General features: G+C 44.3%; 14 protein-coding genes and 2 tRNA genes. 2 read left to right on the top strand and 14 right to left on the bottom strand.

Annotated elements, in window-relative coordinates; translation table 11 throughout:
- Positions 1-47: 47 nt before the first annotated feature.
- Positions 48-2,072 (bottom strand): alpha-L-rhamnosidase-related protein, encoded by a 2,025-nt coding sequence (locus DPQ25_RS13080; protein ID WP_112333621.1) that lies wholly within the window; start codon positions 2,070-2,072, stop codon positions 48-50.
- Positions 2,073-2,837: 765 nt separating this feature from the next.
- Between DPQ25_RS13080 and DPQ25_RS13070 the strand changes: the two genes are divergently transcribed.
- Positions 2,838-3,155 (top strand): helix-turn-helix domain-containing protein, encoded by a 318-nt coding sequence (locus DPQ25_RS13070; RefSeq protein ID WP_112333619.1) that lies wholly within the window; start codon positions 2,838-2,840, stop codon positions 3,153-3,155.
- Between the two features lie 483 nt (positions 3,156-3,638).
- On the opposite strand, the gene DPQ25_RS13065 is transcribed toward DPQ25_RS13070, so the two are convergent.
- A tRNA-Leu gene (locus DPQ25_RS13065) sits at positions 3,639-3,725 on the bottom strand.
- 164 nt (positions 3,726-3,889) lie between these two features.
- Here DPQ25_RS13065 and DPQ25_RS13060 point away from each other — a divergent pair.
- Positions 3,890-3,974, top strand: a tRNA-Leu gene (locus DPQ25_RS13060).
- 777 nt (positions 3,975-4,751) lie between these two features.
- Here DPQ25_RS13060 and DPQ25_RS15245 read toward each other — a convergent pair.
- The 12 genes from DPQ25_RS15245 to DPQ25_RS13000 form a co-directional block, all read right to left on the bottom strand.
- Positions 4,752-4,880 (bottom strand): hypothetical protein, encoded by a 129-nt coding sequence (locus DPQ25_RS15245; protein WP_256556988.1) that lies wholly within the window; start codon positions 4,878-4,880, stop codon positions 4,752-4,754.
- A gap of 158 nt (positions 4,881-5,038) precedes the next feature.
- Complete coding sequence (locus DPQ25_RS13050; protein ID WP_330409887.1) at positions 5,039-5,164, bottom strand: cysteine-rich KTR domain-containing protein; 126 nt, start codon at positions 5,162-5,164, stop codon at positions 5,039-5,041.
- A gap of 47 nt (positions 5,165-5,211) precedes the next feature.
- Positions 5,212-5,388 carry a hypothetical protein gene (locus DPQ25_RS13045; RefSeq protein ID WP_242978360.1) on the bottom strand — a complete coding sequence of 59 codons (177 nt, stop codon included), beginning with the start codon at positions 5,386-5,388 and terminating at the stop codon, positions 5,212-5,214.
- Positions 5,385-7,265: a heavy metal translocating P-type ATPase gene (locus tag DPQ25_RS13040; protein WP_112333617.1), complete on the bottom strand. Its 1,881-nt coding sequence runs from the start codon at positions 7,263-7,265 to the stop codon at positions 5,385-5,387. Before DPQ25_RS13040 ends, DPQ25_RS13045 begins: the two co-directional genes overlap by 4 nt.
- A gap of 119 nt (positions 7,266-7,384) precedes the next feature.
- A complete protein-coding gene (locus tag DPQ25_RS13035; RefSeq protein WP_112333616.1) occupies positions 7,385-7,660 on the bottom strand; it encodes a metal-sensing transcriptional repressor in 276 nt (91 codons plus the stop codon).
- A 569-nt stretch (positions 7,661-8,229) separates the two neighbouring features.
- Positions 8,230-9,120 (bottom strand): hypothetical protein, encoded by an 891-nt coding sequence (locus tag DPQ25_RS13030; protein WP_112333615.1) that lies wholly within the window; start codon positions 9,118-9,120, stop codon positions 8,230-8,232.
- Between the two features lie 19 nt (positions 9,121-9,139).
- Positions 9,140-9,793: a potassium-transporting ATPase subunit KdpC gene (kdpC, locus tag DPQ25_RS13025; protein ID WP_112333614.1), complete on the bottom strand. Its 654-nt coding sequence runs from the start codon at positions 9,791-9,793 to the stop codon at positions 9,140-9,142.
- A gap of 17 nt (positions 9,794-9,810) precedes the next feature.
- Complete coding sequence (gene kdpB, locus DPQ25_RS13020) at positions 9,811-11,871, bottom strand: potassium-transporting ATPase subunit KdpB (RefSeq protein ID WP_112333613.1); 2,061 nt, start codon at positions 11,869-11,871, stop codon at positions 9,811-9,813.
- Between the two features lie 12 nt (positions 11,872-11,883).
- Positions 11,884-13,662: a potassium-transporting ATPase subunit KdpA gene (locus DPQ25_RS13015; RefSeq protein WP_112333612.1), complete on the bottom strand. Its 1,779-nt coding sequence runs from the start codon at positions 13,660-13,662 to the stop codon at positions 11,884-11,886.
- Positions 13,663-13,683: 21 nt separating this feature from the next.
- The gene (gene kdpF / locus DPQ25_RS15365) at positions 13,684-13,761 is read right to left on the bottom strand and encodes a K(+)-transporting ATPase subunit F (protein WP_081893036.1); all 78 of its coding nucleotides are present in this window, start codon (positions 13,759-13,761) and stop codon (positions 13,684-13,686) included.
- A 247-nt stretch (positions 13,762-14,008) separates the two neighbouring features.
- Positions 14,009-14,512 carry a macro domain-containing protein gene (locus DPQ25_RS13005; RefSeq protein WP_112333611.1) on the bottom strand — a complete coding sequence of 168 codons (504 nt, stop codon included), beginning with the start codon at positions 14,510-14,512 and terminating at the stop codon, positions 14,009-14,011.
- Between the two features lie 19 nt (positions 14,513-14,531).
- The gene (locus tag DPQ25_RS13000) at positions 14,532-15,899 is read right to left on the bottom strand and encodes a Na+/H+ antiporter NhaC family protein (RefSeq protein ID WP_112333610.1); all 1,368 of its coding nucleotides are present in this window, start codon (positions 15,897-15,899) and stop codon (positions 14,532-14,534) included.
- Positions 15,900-16,252 lie beyond the last annotated feature (353 nt).

Here is a 16,252-nt window from a genome sequence, read left to right as displayed (position 1 = left end):
AAGGCGCCCGCCGTCTTTTTAACAGTGGGCGCCTTCTTCATATTCCGTTATTTTTCAATAATTTCCACTTGGTCGCCTTTGACGCGAACCGTTGCCTGACCTTTTGCCGTGGCAAAGCTTGCCTCCATCTCCTGGAACAACCCCTTAACCGGGTTCACCGTGAAGGTTTCAAAGCCATCTGTAGTATCTATCCCCAGAAAATAGCGGAACGCAATGGTTGCCGGCGCGCCGCTCCAGGCATGGTTGGTCGTCCCCAGAATGAAAAAATCTTCCCAGAGGGTGCTGTTCTCATTGACCGCCAGATTGTAATAGCGGGAGGCCATGCGCAGATAGGCCTCCTTCATAAATCCCATCTCACACAGCGCCATCAGCACATAATTCTCCATGTACACCGAGGCATTAAAGGTAGAAATCAGCACCATGCAGATGTCGTTGTAGTGCTCTTTGGGACAAAGGCCTGTCAACACAGCCATCGCATTGGCACGCTCATCCACCACAGAACCGGAGGAATAGTGCTTACCCTGCCAAAATGCTTTTTCAAAGGCCGCCTCAATCGACTGCTTCCGCTGGGCAAGAAAGGCATCATAACGGTGGTCGTCAAGCAGCTGCGCCATCTTCTGGGCAAAGGACAACGCGGAATAATACCATTCATTTTCCAGCACGGGCGCATCCACATTGTTTAAGTGGTCAAACCAAGGCCACCCGCCCTCTCTGCTGCGAACCAGGCCCTGCTCATCCATCGACCAAAGCTTCAAATAGTTTACCGCCGGCTCAAAGGCAAGTTGAAGAACATCCAGGTCGCCGGTGTAATGATAATATTGAGCCAGCAGGCCGAGCTCACTAATGGCGTTCAAGCTTTGCCCGGGGAGCTCGCTGAAATTTGCCCCGGGGACATTGCCGACCAGTACATCGCCCTTCCTCAGATTGATAAAGTCGTAAATCGCCTTTTTCATCAACTTTCGTGCATTTTTACTGAGCAGGAACATCACCTGCGGCGCCTGAACCGAGACATCGCCGATCCACTGTCCACGCTCACGATCCGGGCAATCCATGAAATTGTCGCGCATGCAGACATACAGCGTTCGGGCGGCCTTTTCCACCACGCGGTTCAAAATATCGGAGTCACAGTGAAAGCTCCCGGTAATGTCACAGTCAAAGCCGGATTCACAGACGCCGACATCGGGGGCCAGCGCAGCCGTATATTCCAGGTATAGATGCTCGCCATAGATATAAGCCGGAAAACGGTACTCGTTCAGGCCTTTTTTACAGATATACTGGAATACATGCCCGTTGTACATATTGGAGTTGTCTCCCGGCCCGCCCGGCGTAGCACGGTGATCGGTATAAATTTGAATGACCTCGCCGCCGGTTGCCTCCACCCTCAAATAAGGAGAAAACGTCATGGCATAGGGTAAAGTGAAGCAATGCACCGTTCCCTGCGTTGATTCCTCCTTTAGCATCTGCAAGGGATAAAGGCGATGCAACGGAATCGGCCGTTCATACGCGTCGCCCCAAACCTCATTTTGGTACACAGTGGCGGGCTCAAAACCGCTCTCGTCGAAGTCCGGGTTTTCAAAGCCTTCACAGTCCGTCCCCGCACGGTAGGATATATCGTCGCCGCCATACAAATAAGCCGGCGTATGGCCTGAGACCTTCCCATAGCCTGGGTGGCGGCGGCACAGAAAGCTTTCGTTGCTGTAAAGCCCCAGGCTTGCACTTTCCAAAATAAGGCCCGCACGGCCGCTATTGACGTTGTTGCGTCCTTCATTTCCATAAAACCAAGCCAGCAATGCGATCACGTTTTCACCCGGCTGCAGATAGCAAGCAATATCCACTCGGTCCGCATAACCGCAGCCCGGCAGGCTCTCTCGGAAAAGACCGCCCTCATTAACAGCCAGCCGGCCGTTTACATACAGCCAGTATTTCGTGTCGGCCGATATTAAAAGCTCTGCTTGTTTCGGTACTTCTGTTACCGAGAAGCTTTTACGAAAGGCTACCCAGTCATTTTTTTGGTCATTGTGTTCCGCCCAAATCCAATTGGCATGAAATGGGATTCTTTCTGTTTCTCTCAAGTTCAACACTCCCTCTCGATTTGGACAGATTATAGCACGGAAGAGCTGCAATGTCTAGTGAAAAAACGGTTTTTTTATAACGATATTGCCAGCCTGCACAGCCCATTTGAAATGTAAGGGCCCGGGGGATTTTTGTGTTGAAGCGGCAAATACACAGCAACAAATACTAAACAAAGCACTTTGAGCCCAAAATCCGCCCCAGGTCACGGAGATGTACATGCCGATAATAACAAAAATAATGATTTTTCCCTTTTTCTATTTGGCGTGTAACAAAAAAGCCCTCGGAGCCATACAGCTTCAGGAGCCTTGTGTCAAGGGCTACAAAAAGATATTTTCGGTATCGCGATTGGTGGGAGGCTAAGCTCCAGCGGCTCGTAAAAAGCTGGTAACAAGCCGAAGCGGTGTAAGCGCGTTTATCAGCGAACAGCAACTACGAGGAACAATGAAGCGGCGACTGATTTTTCTTTTAAATATAGAATCGTTTTAGTGAATTTCTTCATGAAAGAAAAAATTAATTTTAGCTCATCCGCTACATTCTTTATTAACAGGCCTTTTGCACAAGCATATTTGACTAGTTGGGACTACAGCAATGATATAATTTCTCTGTGTGTATAGCAGCCGAAAAAACTTTTTTGACAGATTTCTTCCGTTTTCTATGCGATTGTATCATATACATTCTTATTCATCAACGTCTTTGTCATTTTATAAATAACACATTCCAACAATCTATAGATATAATATTACACGCAAAGGTAGTGAGTATAAATGTATGAAGATGAATTTCCGTTGCGATTAGCGCAACTAAGAAATAAAAAGGGTGTTTCCGCCCGTGATATGAGTTTATCTCTAGGACAGAACCATACATATATCAATAATATTGAAAGCGGGAAGGCTCTGCCTTCGATGACGATATTTTTCTATATTTGTGAATATTTGAATATCACGCCAGCCGACTTTTTCGACATAAATTCCAAGAACCCAGTAAAGCTAAAAAACTTGATTGAAGATTTGAAGCATTTAGACGATAGACAGCTTGAAAGTATTTCAGAAATAGTAAAAGGCTTAGTTAAACAATCAGGATAATGTATTAGAGAACAGCCATCCGTCTGGATGGCTGTTCTCTAATGTTAAGGATTAAACCTTAATTACCTGAGTGTAAACCATGCGCCTGCTTCTTCTCGCCAATGATTCGTTTCAGCTTCCGGTCAATATTTTCTCATGATACTATACACTCCCGGCGGCCTGCCGGGGAGGTCCTAAAAAAGGGCGCACTTCCCCCTTGGATTTTGAGGGCTTGAAATCGCCCTTGGAGGTATTCGTCAATTTATCTATTTCAAGGCCAGAAACTTCTACACTTCCGATAACAGGGAAAAAGGCCGTAAAACGCAAAAAAGCGGGGCCTCCGGCCTGAATTTTCAGGCGGAAGCCCCGCTATGACGGATTTTGCTGCGGTTTACTGTTTGGACATCTACGGTAAAACCGTTTTTCGGATTTTGCTCCAAAAAGCCCGAAAACCCGCATGAATACTGAAAAAAATGGAGTGACATCTTTTTTGTCACTCCATCATGGTGCCGGTGGTCGGACTCGAACCGACACGGTATCGCTACCAATGGATTTTGAGTCCATCACGTCTGCCAATTCCATCACACCGGCATGTTATATTGGAACTTAATAAAGTATACTATATGGCATAGAAAAATGCAAGAATTTTTTTGCAGTCGATAGGATTAAATGGCTCCGGCAATAATATTATAATTTTTTATTATTTGACTTGACAAAATAATTTTGCAGATGGTATAATAGCATACGTTGTAAATGCGCGAGTGCTGGAATTGGCAGACAGGCACGTTTGAGGGGCGTGTGTTGTATGACGTACGGGTTCAAGTCCCGTCTCGCGCACCAAATCAAAGTGCAAACTTTGATACAAAAATAGCTCTCCATAACGGAGGGCTATTTTTGCGTTTATGCCCGGAAAACCTGTATTTATGCGGCTTCCGGGCTTTTCTTTTTTCGGCGGCAATGCAATTTCCAGCCCCTCTTTCCGCGCTTTCCATAGTGGAACGATAGAGGGGTGAAAATCTCTCAATTTTGCACCCACCCCGAAAGGGAATCGAAAGAAAAACATATGGCCGAGGAAATGTGAAAAATGTTCCTCGGCCATATACTTTTTAACGCCTGTTTTTATGCCCGCTCGAAAGGCTCTCCGCAATCCTCGCAGATCACATTGACCTCCCGTATTGCCCGAATGATGGTGCCGCAGCAGGGGCAGACATATTTGTCGTGCTTCTCGATATGTCAATGCCAATGGTAAAATGAAAAAACGCCGCGAACCTGTAAAAACGTATTTATGCGGGTTCCCGACGTTTTCCTATCCCTCAACCGGCCTAAAATTATCTTGTAGGAGAGAGAAAAATTCTACTATTTTTTAATTTATCATTTTTTCTTCTGTCAGATCTGTAGAAAATTCCGGTAGTTTCATAGATAAGTCAACGAATTTTATAACACGGAAATATCACCTTAAAAAATTGGTATTTAAAGAATACCGTCCTGCCAAAGCTGAAAGCGTAGCTTGCCGACACAAAAGGGATTTTCAAAAGGAAAGAGCACAAAGCCCTCACAGCGCAGATACAACAGACCGAGAAGAAAATCACCGAAAAACTGGATAGACTGCCAGAAGTCTTAAAAGAGGACGGTTATCCTGATGTGCAGGCGTTTATGGCAACTTACCACAAAGCGGAGGTTGTCGTAGAACAGTACAACCGCAGTCTTGTCGAGTAAGAGCGTCAGGTCGAGGAAAATTGCAGACATCCCAAACCGTCCGAAAAAAAGCGTCAGGGACAGGAGCAGGTAGTTACAGGAGCGAGGCAGACAGAAGCCACGCAGAAAAAAATCCAGCCGATAGGCATAGAAAAAACCGCCGTTATGGTCTTACCCATACACGGCGGCATACATAGTTGTTAGCACTTCTACTTTTGAATTACAGTTATCTGCAAATTCTTCGCATTAATGAGTGTTTCCTGTTTGCAATTTGGGCAGTATAAGGGAAAGTCGGTATCTTTTCTGACTTTATTATGTGTTTTCCTGCCACAGATGGGACAAATCAGCTATCCCGAAGTAGACATATCCATTTCCATAAAACTTACAATAACTCTAAAATCAGCTTGATAAGCATTGCAACAAAGATAACACCGCCGACTCCGCTGATAATTCCGTAGATTTTCACCGACTCCTTATCCCGCTTTTCTTTTACAAGATAGTATATACCTGCTCCAGCAACCAAAGCACCGATTAACATACCAATAATTGAAATAATCATTTCCTTTTCCTCCATTTTAACAGCAATGCTGAATTTATAATGACAAGCACCGAGCCTGCATTGTGAACAAGCGCACCGACAACAGGATTTAAAATACCTGTCATAGCAAGCACGATTGCAAGAAAGTTAAGTCCCATCGAAAAACTCAAGTTAAGCTTTATCGTGGTCATCATCCGTTTGGAAAGCGATATTAAGTGCGGAAGTTCCTTTACTTCATCGTCCACCAGTACAATATCAGCGGCGTCTACTGCAATATCGCTTCCAATCCCGCCCATTGCAATACCAACCGCTGCTTTTTTTAAGGCGGGGGCGTCGTTAATGCCGTCGCCAATCATACAAACAGACTGTTCGTTCTCTTGATATTTTTCAATCAACTTCAACTTATCTTCAGGCAGACAGTTTGCATACACCTCATCTATGTTAAGCTGCTTTGCAATGCTGTTTGCAGAGTTCTTGTTATCGCCTGTCAAAAGTACAGGCTGAACGCCGCAGCTTTGCAGAGCGTTAATCATTGCGCCGCTTTCTTTTCGGATTGTATCAGACAATACAAGATACCCGATAACCTCGTTTTCTGCGGCTATGTAGGTTACTGTGCTGCCGCTGTTCAAAAAACCTTGAATTTCAGGATTTGTCTGGCAAACAATTTTATTCTCGTTCATCATATCCATATTACCCGCAAGAATACGCTTCCCATCTACAAAAGCGCATACGCCCCTCCCAAGCTGCATTTCAAAACCTGTCGCTTTTGAAATGGGGTTATCTGTGTGCTGTTTGTAACAATTCACAATCGCCTTTCCAAGCGGATGTTCAGAAAACTGCTCCGCAGCGGCGGCAAGAGAATAGATATTCCGTTCTGTGTAGCTCTCCGAAAGAGATTTTACCGCAATGACTTTCGGCGTTCCGTAAGTCAGCGTTCCTGTTTTATCAAAAGTGATTTTTGAAGCCTTTGACAGCCGTTCCAAAGCATCTCCCTCACGTACAAGGAAGCTGTGCTTTGTAGCGTTGCCAATCGCCGCCATAATCGCAGTAGGCGTTGCAAGCACCAAAGCGCAAGGGCAGAATACAACAAGAATTGTAACCGCACGGATAATCTCTCCCGTTATTGCCCAAGTAAGGGCGGCGGCAGTCAGAGCAATTACAACAATCCAAGTAGCCCATCTGTCCGCCATACCGACAATCTTTGCTTTTCCTGCATCCGCCGACTGCACAAGGCTAATCATTCTCTGAATAGAGCTGTCCTCGCCAACCTTTGTTGCCCTCATCTCAAAAGTGCCAAATCGGTTTACTGTTCCGCTTGATACCTCATCGCCAACCGTCTTATCGATAGGGATAGGCTCGCCTGTCATAACCGCTTGGTCAATCGAAGTCTGTCCCGAAGTGATAACACCATCAACAGCAATTCCTTCGCCCGGCAGAACACGGAGAATATCTCCGATTTTCACCTCGCTTGCAGAAATAACGGTTTCGGTGCTGCCACGGACTACCCGTGCTGTCTGCGGCGTCAGCTTTACTAATTTCTCAATACCTGCTCTTGCTTTTGCTACGGTTAGATCCTCAAGCAGAGCGCCGATTTGCATAATAAAGGCAACCTCGCCTGCCGCAAAATCCTCGCCAATACAGACAGAAGCAATCAGCGCAAGTGATACCAGTACATCCGCTTTAATATCAAACGCTGTGACAAGCCCAATAATCGCTTCTAAAATAATCGGCACACCACACAAAATGATTGAAACCCAAGCAATATTGAAAGGCAAAAAATCCAATATGCCTGTCAGACTGAAAATAAGAGCAACGCCCGAAATAACAAGGAGTGTTATGTCTTTTTTCGTGCCGCCAATTTCAAGCAAGTGTTCAAGTTTTCCCATAAATGATTTCATAAAAATCCTCCGTTTTATACCTTATGGGGTATAGGTATAAAATACCATAAGGGGTATAGGTTTGTCAAGAGGATAAAAGAAAAAGCAGTCAACTTAGACTGCTTCTTACAAGAAATTCATTAACCCATATTGGCGAACCGCTCTACAGCTTTAGTAAAATCCTCAATCGTTTTGTCTGCATCTCCGTGCTCTATCCCGTCTTTTACACAATGCTTAATGTGCCCTTCAAGCACTACCTGTCCGCATTTATGCAATGCAGATTTTGCCGCATTCAGTTGAGCCAGAACATCTTCACAGGGGACATCCTCATCCACCATTCTGTCAATGGCTTGAACTTGTCCGATTATTTTTTTTAATCTGCGGTGCAGATTGTCAGAATCCATACATTGTTTCATTTCAACACTCCTATACTATTGGGGGTATATGTATATTGTACTGTTTTTTTTCGGAAAGTCAAGATGAATAGAGGTCGAAATTTGGAACTCAAAAATGAGACAACCCAAATTTAGCCTCTTTTTTCATGTCATAAATCCAGCATTTAAGCCGTTTTTTCAGGATCGTCCTCTTTTACCAAAACGGGACACCCAGAAGTAAAACTCGAAAAATCACGATGTAAAAATGAAAAAAGATCAAATCCGAACCCGGAATTCTCATTTTCAGAGGGTATCTTTTTTGTAGCGTAAACCCACTAGGCTGAGCCTGGGCGCGCTTCGCGTTCCGGGCTCAGTTTTTTATTTTGCCTGTTCACTCGTGTTTATAGCAGGGTATCTTTTTTATAGCACAAACCCATGATTGGGTGATAAAAAAGATGTCACTCCATTTTTTTAGTATTCATGCGGGTTTGCGTCCTTTTCCCCACCCACAGAGCTGCAGAGGTTTCCAGCAGTTTCATAGATAGATGGGCGAAGTCCTCAAAAATACGCAAGACGGCCTGCAGTTCCTATAACCGTAGACCGTCTTGCGTTCAAGTATTTAATGGAAATAATATTTTAAGAAAGGCACGTTCTGCATAACTTGTACTGTTAAAACTAAAATAACGCCGGCATCCATGTCCGTCATGCATTTCAAAGTCATTTGGCGATACTTGTACAGTGTATTTCAAATTCTGCATAGCGGTATGCAACGAAAGCTCCCATTCAACTCTGTTCGATACAACATTTTTAGAAATAGCATTATAGAGCCATTCAAACTCTGCATAATCGAGTCCGTTTTTTAGAAACCCAGTCCAAAGAATAATTTTCTGCTGAAAAGTAAGCGTTTGCAGCGTATCTTCAAGATCCATCTCCTCAAAGACACCGCCATAGCAAAAACAACTGTTTTGTGTTGGCTGTGCAAGGTTTTCTTCTAACAGAAACGAACTATATTTCCAGTCTAAGGCTACCGTGCCGTTTTTCCAATTTGTCGCACCAACCAATGCATACAGAATTTTTGATTGCTCAGAGGAAAGGCATTGGATTCTCAAGCACAGCGATTCTATTGTATCGGCCGGATGGCCTGAGAGCGTCTTTTGAACCGCATAAATATGGCTGTTTTCTTCCTGTAATGCTAGCCATACTGTCTCTTGTGACATTCCTGCTGTGCCAAAGATATCGATTTTCCATCTTGCACGAAGAAGGACAAGATATTCTCCAAACACCTGCCAAAAATCGTCTTCCGCAACAGCAATATCATTAAACCAAACATAAATTGTACTGGTTTCTTCGTTTTCATGTCGATATGCTGAAGGAATTGCTTGAATCCATTCACTTATTTCATATAAAAACTCAAACAATCCCCGTGCGGATGGCTTTTCTTCACCATTTGGAGATGGAATTTCCTTTTGTTTGGCTTTTAAAAAGGAATGCATCTCCATCATAGCAATTCTCTCCTTCCCGTTATATGAGGCCCATGTTTTGAGCAATCTCAATGTTGACCATCAATACATTGACTGTTTCTTCACCAAAGATCCCCAGGACCTTGCCGTTTGTATTGTTTTTGACAATATTGCGAACTGCTTCTTCACCCAACCCAGAGGCTTCTGCAATTCTGGGAATCTGAACTTCAGCGGATTCAGGAGAAATATGCGGATCCAAGCCAGAACCAGAAGCAGTTAACAAGTCAGTAGGAATATCTTCCCGCTTTACTTCGGGGTTCTTTTCCAAAAACGCCTCAATATCCGCTTCTACACGTTCTGTCAGTGCAGGATTGGAGGGAGCATAGTTATTGGAGCCAGATCCGATCCCCGGGAACTCTGTTCCGTCCGGATAATACTGTTTCCCATCCTCACCCTCAATGTAGACGTTATAGTGATAAGCAGACGGGCGGCTCCACATATAGTAATCCTCCGTAAATTCCTGCCCCACATATTTTGAGCCAACTGTTTGGCCATTTACGGTAATGAGGTTTCCCCCCGCTTGATTTGGGAAAATCAAGGCGGATAACCCCGTTAACAAGCACGGGAACAAGAGTCCGCAAATCAGCATTAAAACAATTGTGACTGTAACTGCTTGACGTGTACCGTGCAATAAGTTTTTCACTGATTCTTTCATAGTACAAGCATCCTTTCTTAAAGCCCAAGACCAATTAAAGACAGCAGAGGAGCTATGATCATATCGATAATTTTAATTCCGATAAAAGGAGTAACCACGCCGCCCAAACCGTAAATAAGCATATTTCTTGCCAGCATCTTTCCAGAAGACATAGGACGGTATTTAACGCCCTTCGTAGCCAGAGGGATTAGGCATGGAATGATAATAGCGTTAAAGATTAGTGCGGACAAAATAGCACTGTATGGTGTTGCAAGGCTCATGATGTTTAAAATTTTCAGCTGAGGAATCGCCATCATAAACATCGCAGGAATAATTGCGAAATATTTTGCAATATCGTTTGCAATAGAAAATGTGGTAAGGCTTCCTCGTGTGATAAGAAGCTGTTTGCCGATTTCCACAACCTCCAAAATCTTGGTTGGATCAGAATCCAGATCAACCATATTGGCGGCTTCCTTGGCGGCAGTAGTACCGCTGTTCATAGCCAAGCCGACATTTGCTTGCGCCAAAGCAGGAGCATCGTTGGTTCCGTCGCCTGTCATGGCTACAATCTTGCCTTCAGATTGTTCTTTCTTAATTACATCGATTTTATCTTCAGGCTTACATTCTGCGATAAATCCGTCAACACCAGCTTCTTTAGCAATGGTGGCAGCGGTCAGCGGATTGTCGCCGGTACACATAATGGTTTTAATACCAATTGCGCGCAAACGCTCAAAGCGTTCTACCATGCCGGGTTTTACAGTATCTTTCAGATAGATGACGCCTAAAATCCGATCATCTTCACAGACAGTAAGCGGCGTGCCGCCTAAGCTGGAAATCTTATTAACCTGCTCATGGAGATCTTCAGGAATTATCCCGCCAAGCGCCTTCACATACTGCTCGATTGCGTCTGCCGCGCCCTTGCGGACTTTCGTCCCATCCGGAAGATCGACGCCGCTCATTCGAGTTTGGGCAGTAAATTCAATAAATTCCGAACCGGCAGTCTCCTCGCTGTTATCGCCCAAACGGCGGGCAAGCTCTAAGGTAGATTTACCTTCGGGTGTTTCGTCATGCAAACTGGTCAAAGCTGCACACCGAATGAGGTCGCTGCGGTTTGCGCCGCCTACGGGGAAGAAATCAGCTGCAAGACGGTTCCCATAGGTGATCGTACCGGTTTTATCAAGAATCATGGTATCCACATCACCGCAAGCTTCTACAGCTTTACCAGACATAGCGATGACATTAAAACGAGTAACACGATCCATACCGGCAATACCAATCGCAGAAAGCAAGCCGCCGATGGTGGTAGGAATCAAGCAGACAGCCAAGGCGATTAGCGTGGAGGTTTGCAGCTGCACACCGGAATAAATGCCAATGGGATACAGGGTTACGATTACAATCAGAAAGATGATGGTCAGAGATACCAGCAGCGTGCTCAGCGCAATTTCATTCGGGGTCTTCTTACGGGAAGCGCCTTCCACCAATGCAATCATTCGGTCAAGAAAGCTATTGCCTGCTTCGGAGGTAATGCGGATTTTCAACCAGTCAGACACAATCGTAGTACCGCCAGTAACAGAGCAGAAGTCGCCGCCAGACTCACGAACAACTGGAGCAGATTCGCCAGTGATGGCAGATTCATCCACAGAAGCAATGCCTTCAATGACTTCGCCGTCACCGGGAATAATTTCACCGGCGGAAACCATAACAACATCGCCTTTTTTCAGCTCGCTGGAAAGAACAACCTTTTCTGTCCCGTCTTCCATAAGCAAGCGGGCTTTCGTATCCTTCTGTGTTTTTTTGAGGCTCGCTGCCTGCGCCTTGCCGCGGCCCTCTGCAACAGATTCAGCAAAATTTGCAAACAAAACGGTAATAAATAACACTATGCAGACGATAATATTATAAATTCTCAGGTTTGTGCCATCGCTGATATCACCAAACAATCCAGGGAAAAAGGAAAGAATCAGGGTGATGAAACAGCCAACCTCCACGACGAACATAACGGGATTTTTCATCATGTACAAGGGATTTAATTTTGTAAAGGAACCGATAATCGCTTGACGAAATATCTCAGGCGTAATCAGCTTCTGATTTTTTTTGCTCATAAAAGTTCCTCCTTATGCCCAAAGGGTTAAATGCTCAGCAATGGGGCCAAGTGCAAGTACTGGGAAAAACGTCAATGCTGCAAAGATGTACACAACAAACACCAGAATCACAGCAAAGCTGAACGTGTCGGTATGCAGGGTGCCGACAGATTCGTTGACAAACCGTTTTTTCATCAAAGACCCTGCGATTGCCAGCTGAATGACAATGGAAAGATAGCGTCCGAAGAACATAGCGAGTCCCGCTGTAATGTTCCAGAACATCGTATTGTCAGCCAAGCCCTCAAATCCAGAACCATTGTTTGCAGCAGAAGAAGCATACTCATAAAGTACTTGGGAGAGCCCATGGAAGCTTGGATTTGTAATGCCTTCTAGCCCGGCCTGTGTTCCAACAGCCAAAGCTGAGAATGCCAGAATTAACAGCGGATGAATAATAATGCACAGGGCCGTTAATTTCATTTCACGGCCTTCAATTTTTTTGCCCAGATATTCTGGTGTTCGGCCAATCATCAGGCCGCAGATAAATACCGCCAAAATCGCATACATAATCATGTTCATGAGTCCGACGCCCTTACCGCCAAACACAACGTTGAGCATCATGTGAAGCAGCGGGATCATCCCGCCCAGCGGGGTTAGCGTATCATGCATATTATTGACAGTACCGGTTGTAAAGGAAGTTGTCGTCGTTGTAAACATTGCCGACTGTGCAATGCCAAACCGTACTTCCTTACCTTCCATGCTACCCATGGATTGACTTAAGCCAGCATCCGAAAGCGCAGGGTTGCCTTGGCTCTCAGCCCAGAAGCAAACGCTCAGGCCGATGACAAAAATAATACCCATAGCAGCAAAAATAGTGCGTCCTTCACGGCCATACATCCACACAGTTAAACTCTTGCGGAGCTTGCTCTTAGACTCAAACGCCTGCTCTTCATCCAGGCCAGACTTTGCCTGTGCCATTTCACGCTTACGATCGCGCACCATTTTGCCAAAAGTGATAACGCACGCGCCGGGCAGAAGCATCATGGAATAAAGTTCAATAAGATTAGAAATTATCGTTGGATTTTCAATAGGTGTGCTGGAGTTCGCACCCAAAAAACCGCCGCCGTTGGTTCCTAAGTGTTTAATAATTTCCAATGCTGCGACAGGGCCCGTTGCAATAATCTGTTTCGCGCCTTCAATGGTATCTACCACAATATTTCCGGAAAAATTCTGCGGAACACCCTGCCAAACCAACAGTAAGCCGCCTACAATCGAAAAGGGGAGTAAAACTCTTGTTGTAATACGAACAAGGTCAGCAAAAAAGTTTCCCACATTGTCTTTATTTTTTCCGGCCAGGCCACGGACAAAGGCAACACAAGCTGCATAACCACTTGCTGCGGAAACGAACATCATAAATGTAATGACCAACATCTGGGATAAGTAAGACAACCCAGACTCACCGGAATAGTGCTGAAGGTTGGTATTGGTCATGAAGCTGATAATTGTGTTGAAGGAAAGGGACTCTTCCATGCTTCCGATTCCGTTGGGATTAAAAAGGGCAATGCTCTGAATTCGCAGAATGATGTATCCAAGAAGAATCATTACGCCATTTGTTGCAAGCAGCGCCAAAGCGTATTTTTTCCAGTTCATTCCTTTTTGAGGCTTAACACCGGTGATCTTATAGATGGCGCCGTCTACACGGTCAAAAACCGGATCGGCAAAAGTATGTTTTCCGGCTGCAATATGATAAACATAAATGCCTACCGGAATTACCATTATCAGATAAAGGATAATGGTCAATATAATTTGTAGCATGATAAATTCCTCCTGCTGGTTTTAAAATTTTTCCGGGTGTACCAATGCATAAACTAAATATCCACCCAGCAGTAAAACTATAATTCCAAGAACAATCATGTTCTTTCCTCCTTATTCATTTCGATCTACTTGCTTTTGGCACCAGCTGATTAACAAAAAAACGAGTCCTATACAGCCCGCCAAAATTGCTATCATGATAAAATCCATCATAACGGTACCCTCCTCTTTAGTTTTACACAAAATATTGTAGCAGTTTTACTGTGAAATTGGTCTTAGCATTTTTTATATCAGATAAAGATTGCATTAAGAAAGCGCCTGCCTTCATTAGGTCAAACGCTTTCAGGCCTTATTTATAATCTTTCAAAATATGCAATGCCATTTCATAAATGCCCTTCCGGTATAAAACAAGGGTGACTTGCATTTCCGGATGCCTTTCTTCAAAATTTCGTATTGCTTGTTGCGCAATAGAAATTGATTCTGCACGGGGAATATGGCAATCTCCGGAAAAAATTAACGGTACCGCAATACTTTTACACCCAATCAGCCAAGCTTTCTGTAATGCATTAAAATAGCATTGTGCCATTAAGATTCTTTCTCTTTTTTCTCCTCCGTACCACCCAGCTCCGGCAACATGAATGATGTATTTTGTGTCAAGCCCACAAGAAGGGGTTGCTACCGCATGACCGATCTTGCAATACCCAATCCTTTTACAAGCCATTTTAAGCAATTTACCATCTGCTGCTGCATAAATAGCGCCACATATCCCCGGATGTGGCATTAAATCAGTAGAGGCGGCATTGACAATGGCATCTGCTTTTATTTTTGTAATATCGCCAAGTATAATCTGCATATAAAATCCCTCCACAAGTTTACATTAGAAAACCGCATACTAAATAACCTACTACCGCGAGCCCTGTGGCGCACATCGCATAGGGAAGCTGCGAAAGCGCATGATCCATATTGTTCATTTTGCAGCAGCTGGACGTTAAGACCGTTGCGTCAGAATAAAAGCAAGCATGGCTTCCCAATGTGGCCCCTGAAACGATCGCTCCCATAATGAGCAGAGGATTTGCTCCAATGGAAAAAGCTAAAGGAATAATAATAGGACTAACAATTGCTGGTATTCCCCATGCGCTGCCTGTGCTAAAATTCAGTACGGCAACAAGAAGAAAAGTAATAACAGGCAGTAATTGCGCATTAATAAGCGGCTGTACACTATGGATGACATAATCTGCAATTCCAATATCACTCATGCCTTCCTGCATCACAAACACAAAAAAGATAATAGCGACGGTTGGAATCATATTGCAGAAGCCATGCATAGCTAAATCGCAAAAATGAGAAATTGTCATCTTTTTGCGCGGGATATACAGAAGGAAACAGACTGCTATTGATGCAATCAAAGCTAAAAACAGTTCTCCAATTATAATGGTCAATGTAATCAGAACGCTAATAGGCAAAATAAAATCCCAAACGTTTCCTTTTACATGAATGCCGTCAGCATCTTCTTCGTCCAAATTCAGGCTGGCACTTTCTGGGGAATATACTTTTCCTGTTTCCTTTGCTCTCTCATAGGCTTTTCGCATTTTTCCCCATTTGGGAATCAGCCCAAACCCGAACAGGGGAACCATTACAACTGCTGCAATCGCATAAAAAATAAATGGGATGATATGGTAAAAGGTTTCAATGGCGCTGCCATAACCCAATTCGGGAATCCCGGCTTCTGCATAAAATATGCCTGCAAAGAACACTGCCCATGTAGAAAACGGGAGGAGCGCACAGACAGGCGCACCCGTAGAATCAATAACATAAGAAAGAGCTTCTCGAGGAACTTTGCGTTTATCTGTAAGCTTTCTCATACACGTACTTAGTGTCATGATATTTAGATAGTCATCTACAAAAATTAGAACACCCATAATCCATGTTACAAACATTGTAGATTTTTGCCCCCGGCAGAGTTTGCCAAGCAGCTTTGAAAAGCCAAGAGTCCCATGAGAAGCGCCCAGCAATGCAATCAGGCTTCCAAACAAAGCACACACTAATATAACCCACTGGTGATCTTTGTTTGACGCCACCCGAAAGAAGGCATCCATCCACCCTGAAGCAAAGTCAAATCCATCAACAATGATATAAGTAATAAAAGTTCCAACAATGAGTGATTCCAAAATTCTTTTTGTGATTAATGACATCCCAATTACAACAACTATTGGAATCAAGGTTAAGATGCCATATTCCATATTGATCCCTCTGTTCTATGAAAATCTGCCTTCATTATAGCTCGAATAGAATTAGAGGGTGATAAAGCTCTGCGTGTAAGCATTAAGCTTTTGTTAATAGATATACCGCATAGCTTTCCAGCTTAAACTTTTTATAATGCCCGATGAATAGGACCCCCCCGGCAAAGCCGGGGGTTCTTCATAGACGGGCAAAGCCCTCTGATACTAGCCGGACGCGTCACGTCGCGTAAGTACGGTCTGCCAATTGCGAGAGATTGTTACTTGCTACCCGTAAACGGGTTTAGACGTTCCCCATCGTCAGTTGTTCCCCGGCTTTGTCCTCGTCCAACTGACGTTTGATGTACTCCTGTATC

The organism is Hydrogeniiclostridium mannosilyticum, from assembly GCF_003268275.1.
GTDB classification, from domain to species: Bacteria; Bacillota; Clostridia; order Oscillospirales; family Acutalibacteraceae; genus Hydrogeniiclostridium; species Hydrogeniiclostridium mannosilyticum.
This window is presented reverse-complemented; position numbering and strand designations above follow the sequence as displayed.

Coding starts and splice junctions, on each gene's coding strand:
- DPQ25_RS13030 (WP_112333615.1), bottom strand. CDS start 9,120: ATGATGGAGATGCATTCCTTTTTAAAAGCCAAACAAAAGGAAATTCCA.
- DPQ25_RS13035 (WP_112333616.1), bottom strand. CDS start 7,660: ATGAAACAATGTATGGATTCTGACAATCTGCACCGCAGATTAAAAAAA.
- DPQ25_RS13045 (WP_242978360.1), bottom strand. CDS start 5,388: ATGATTATTTCAATTATTGGTATGTTAATCGGTGCTTTGGTTGCTGGA.
- DPQ25_RS13040 (WP_112333617.1), bottom strand. CDS start 7,265: ATGAAATCATTTATGGGAAAACTTGAACACTTGCTTGAAATTGGCGGC.
- DPQ25_RS13005 (WP_112333611.1), bottom strand. CDS start 14,512: ATGCAGATTATACTTGGCGATATTACAAAAATAAAAGCAGATGCCATT.
- kdpB (WP_112333613.1), bottom strand. CDS start 11,871: ATGAGCAAAAAAAATCAGAAGCTGATTACGCCTGAGATATTTCGTCAA.
- DPQ25_RS13000 (WP_112333610.1), bottom strand. CDS start 15,899: ATGGAATATGGCATCTTAACCTTGATTCCAATAGTTGTTGTAATTGGG.
- DPQ25_RS13015 (WP_112333612.1), bottom strand. CDS start 13,662: ATGCTACAAATTATATTGACCATTATCCTTTATCTGATAATGGTAATT.
- kdpF (WP_081893036.1), bottom strand. CDS start 13,761: ATGATTGTTCTTGGAATTATAGTTTTACTGCTGGGTGGATATTTAGTT.
- kdpC (WP_112333614.1), bottom strand. CDS start 9,793: ATGAAAGAATCAGTGAAAAACTTATTGCACGGTACACGTCAAGCAGTT.
- DPQ25_RS15245 (WP_256556988.1), bottom strand. CDS start 4,880: ATGTCTGCAATTTTCCTCGACCTGACGCTCTTACTCGACAAGACTGCG.
- DPQ25_RS13070 (WP_112333619.1), top strand. CDS start 2,838: ATGTATGAAGATGAATTTCCGTTGCGATTAGCGCAACTAAGAAATAAA.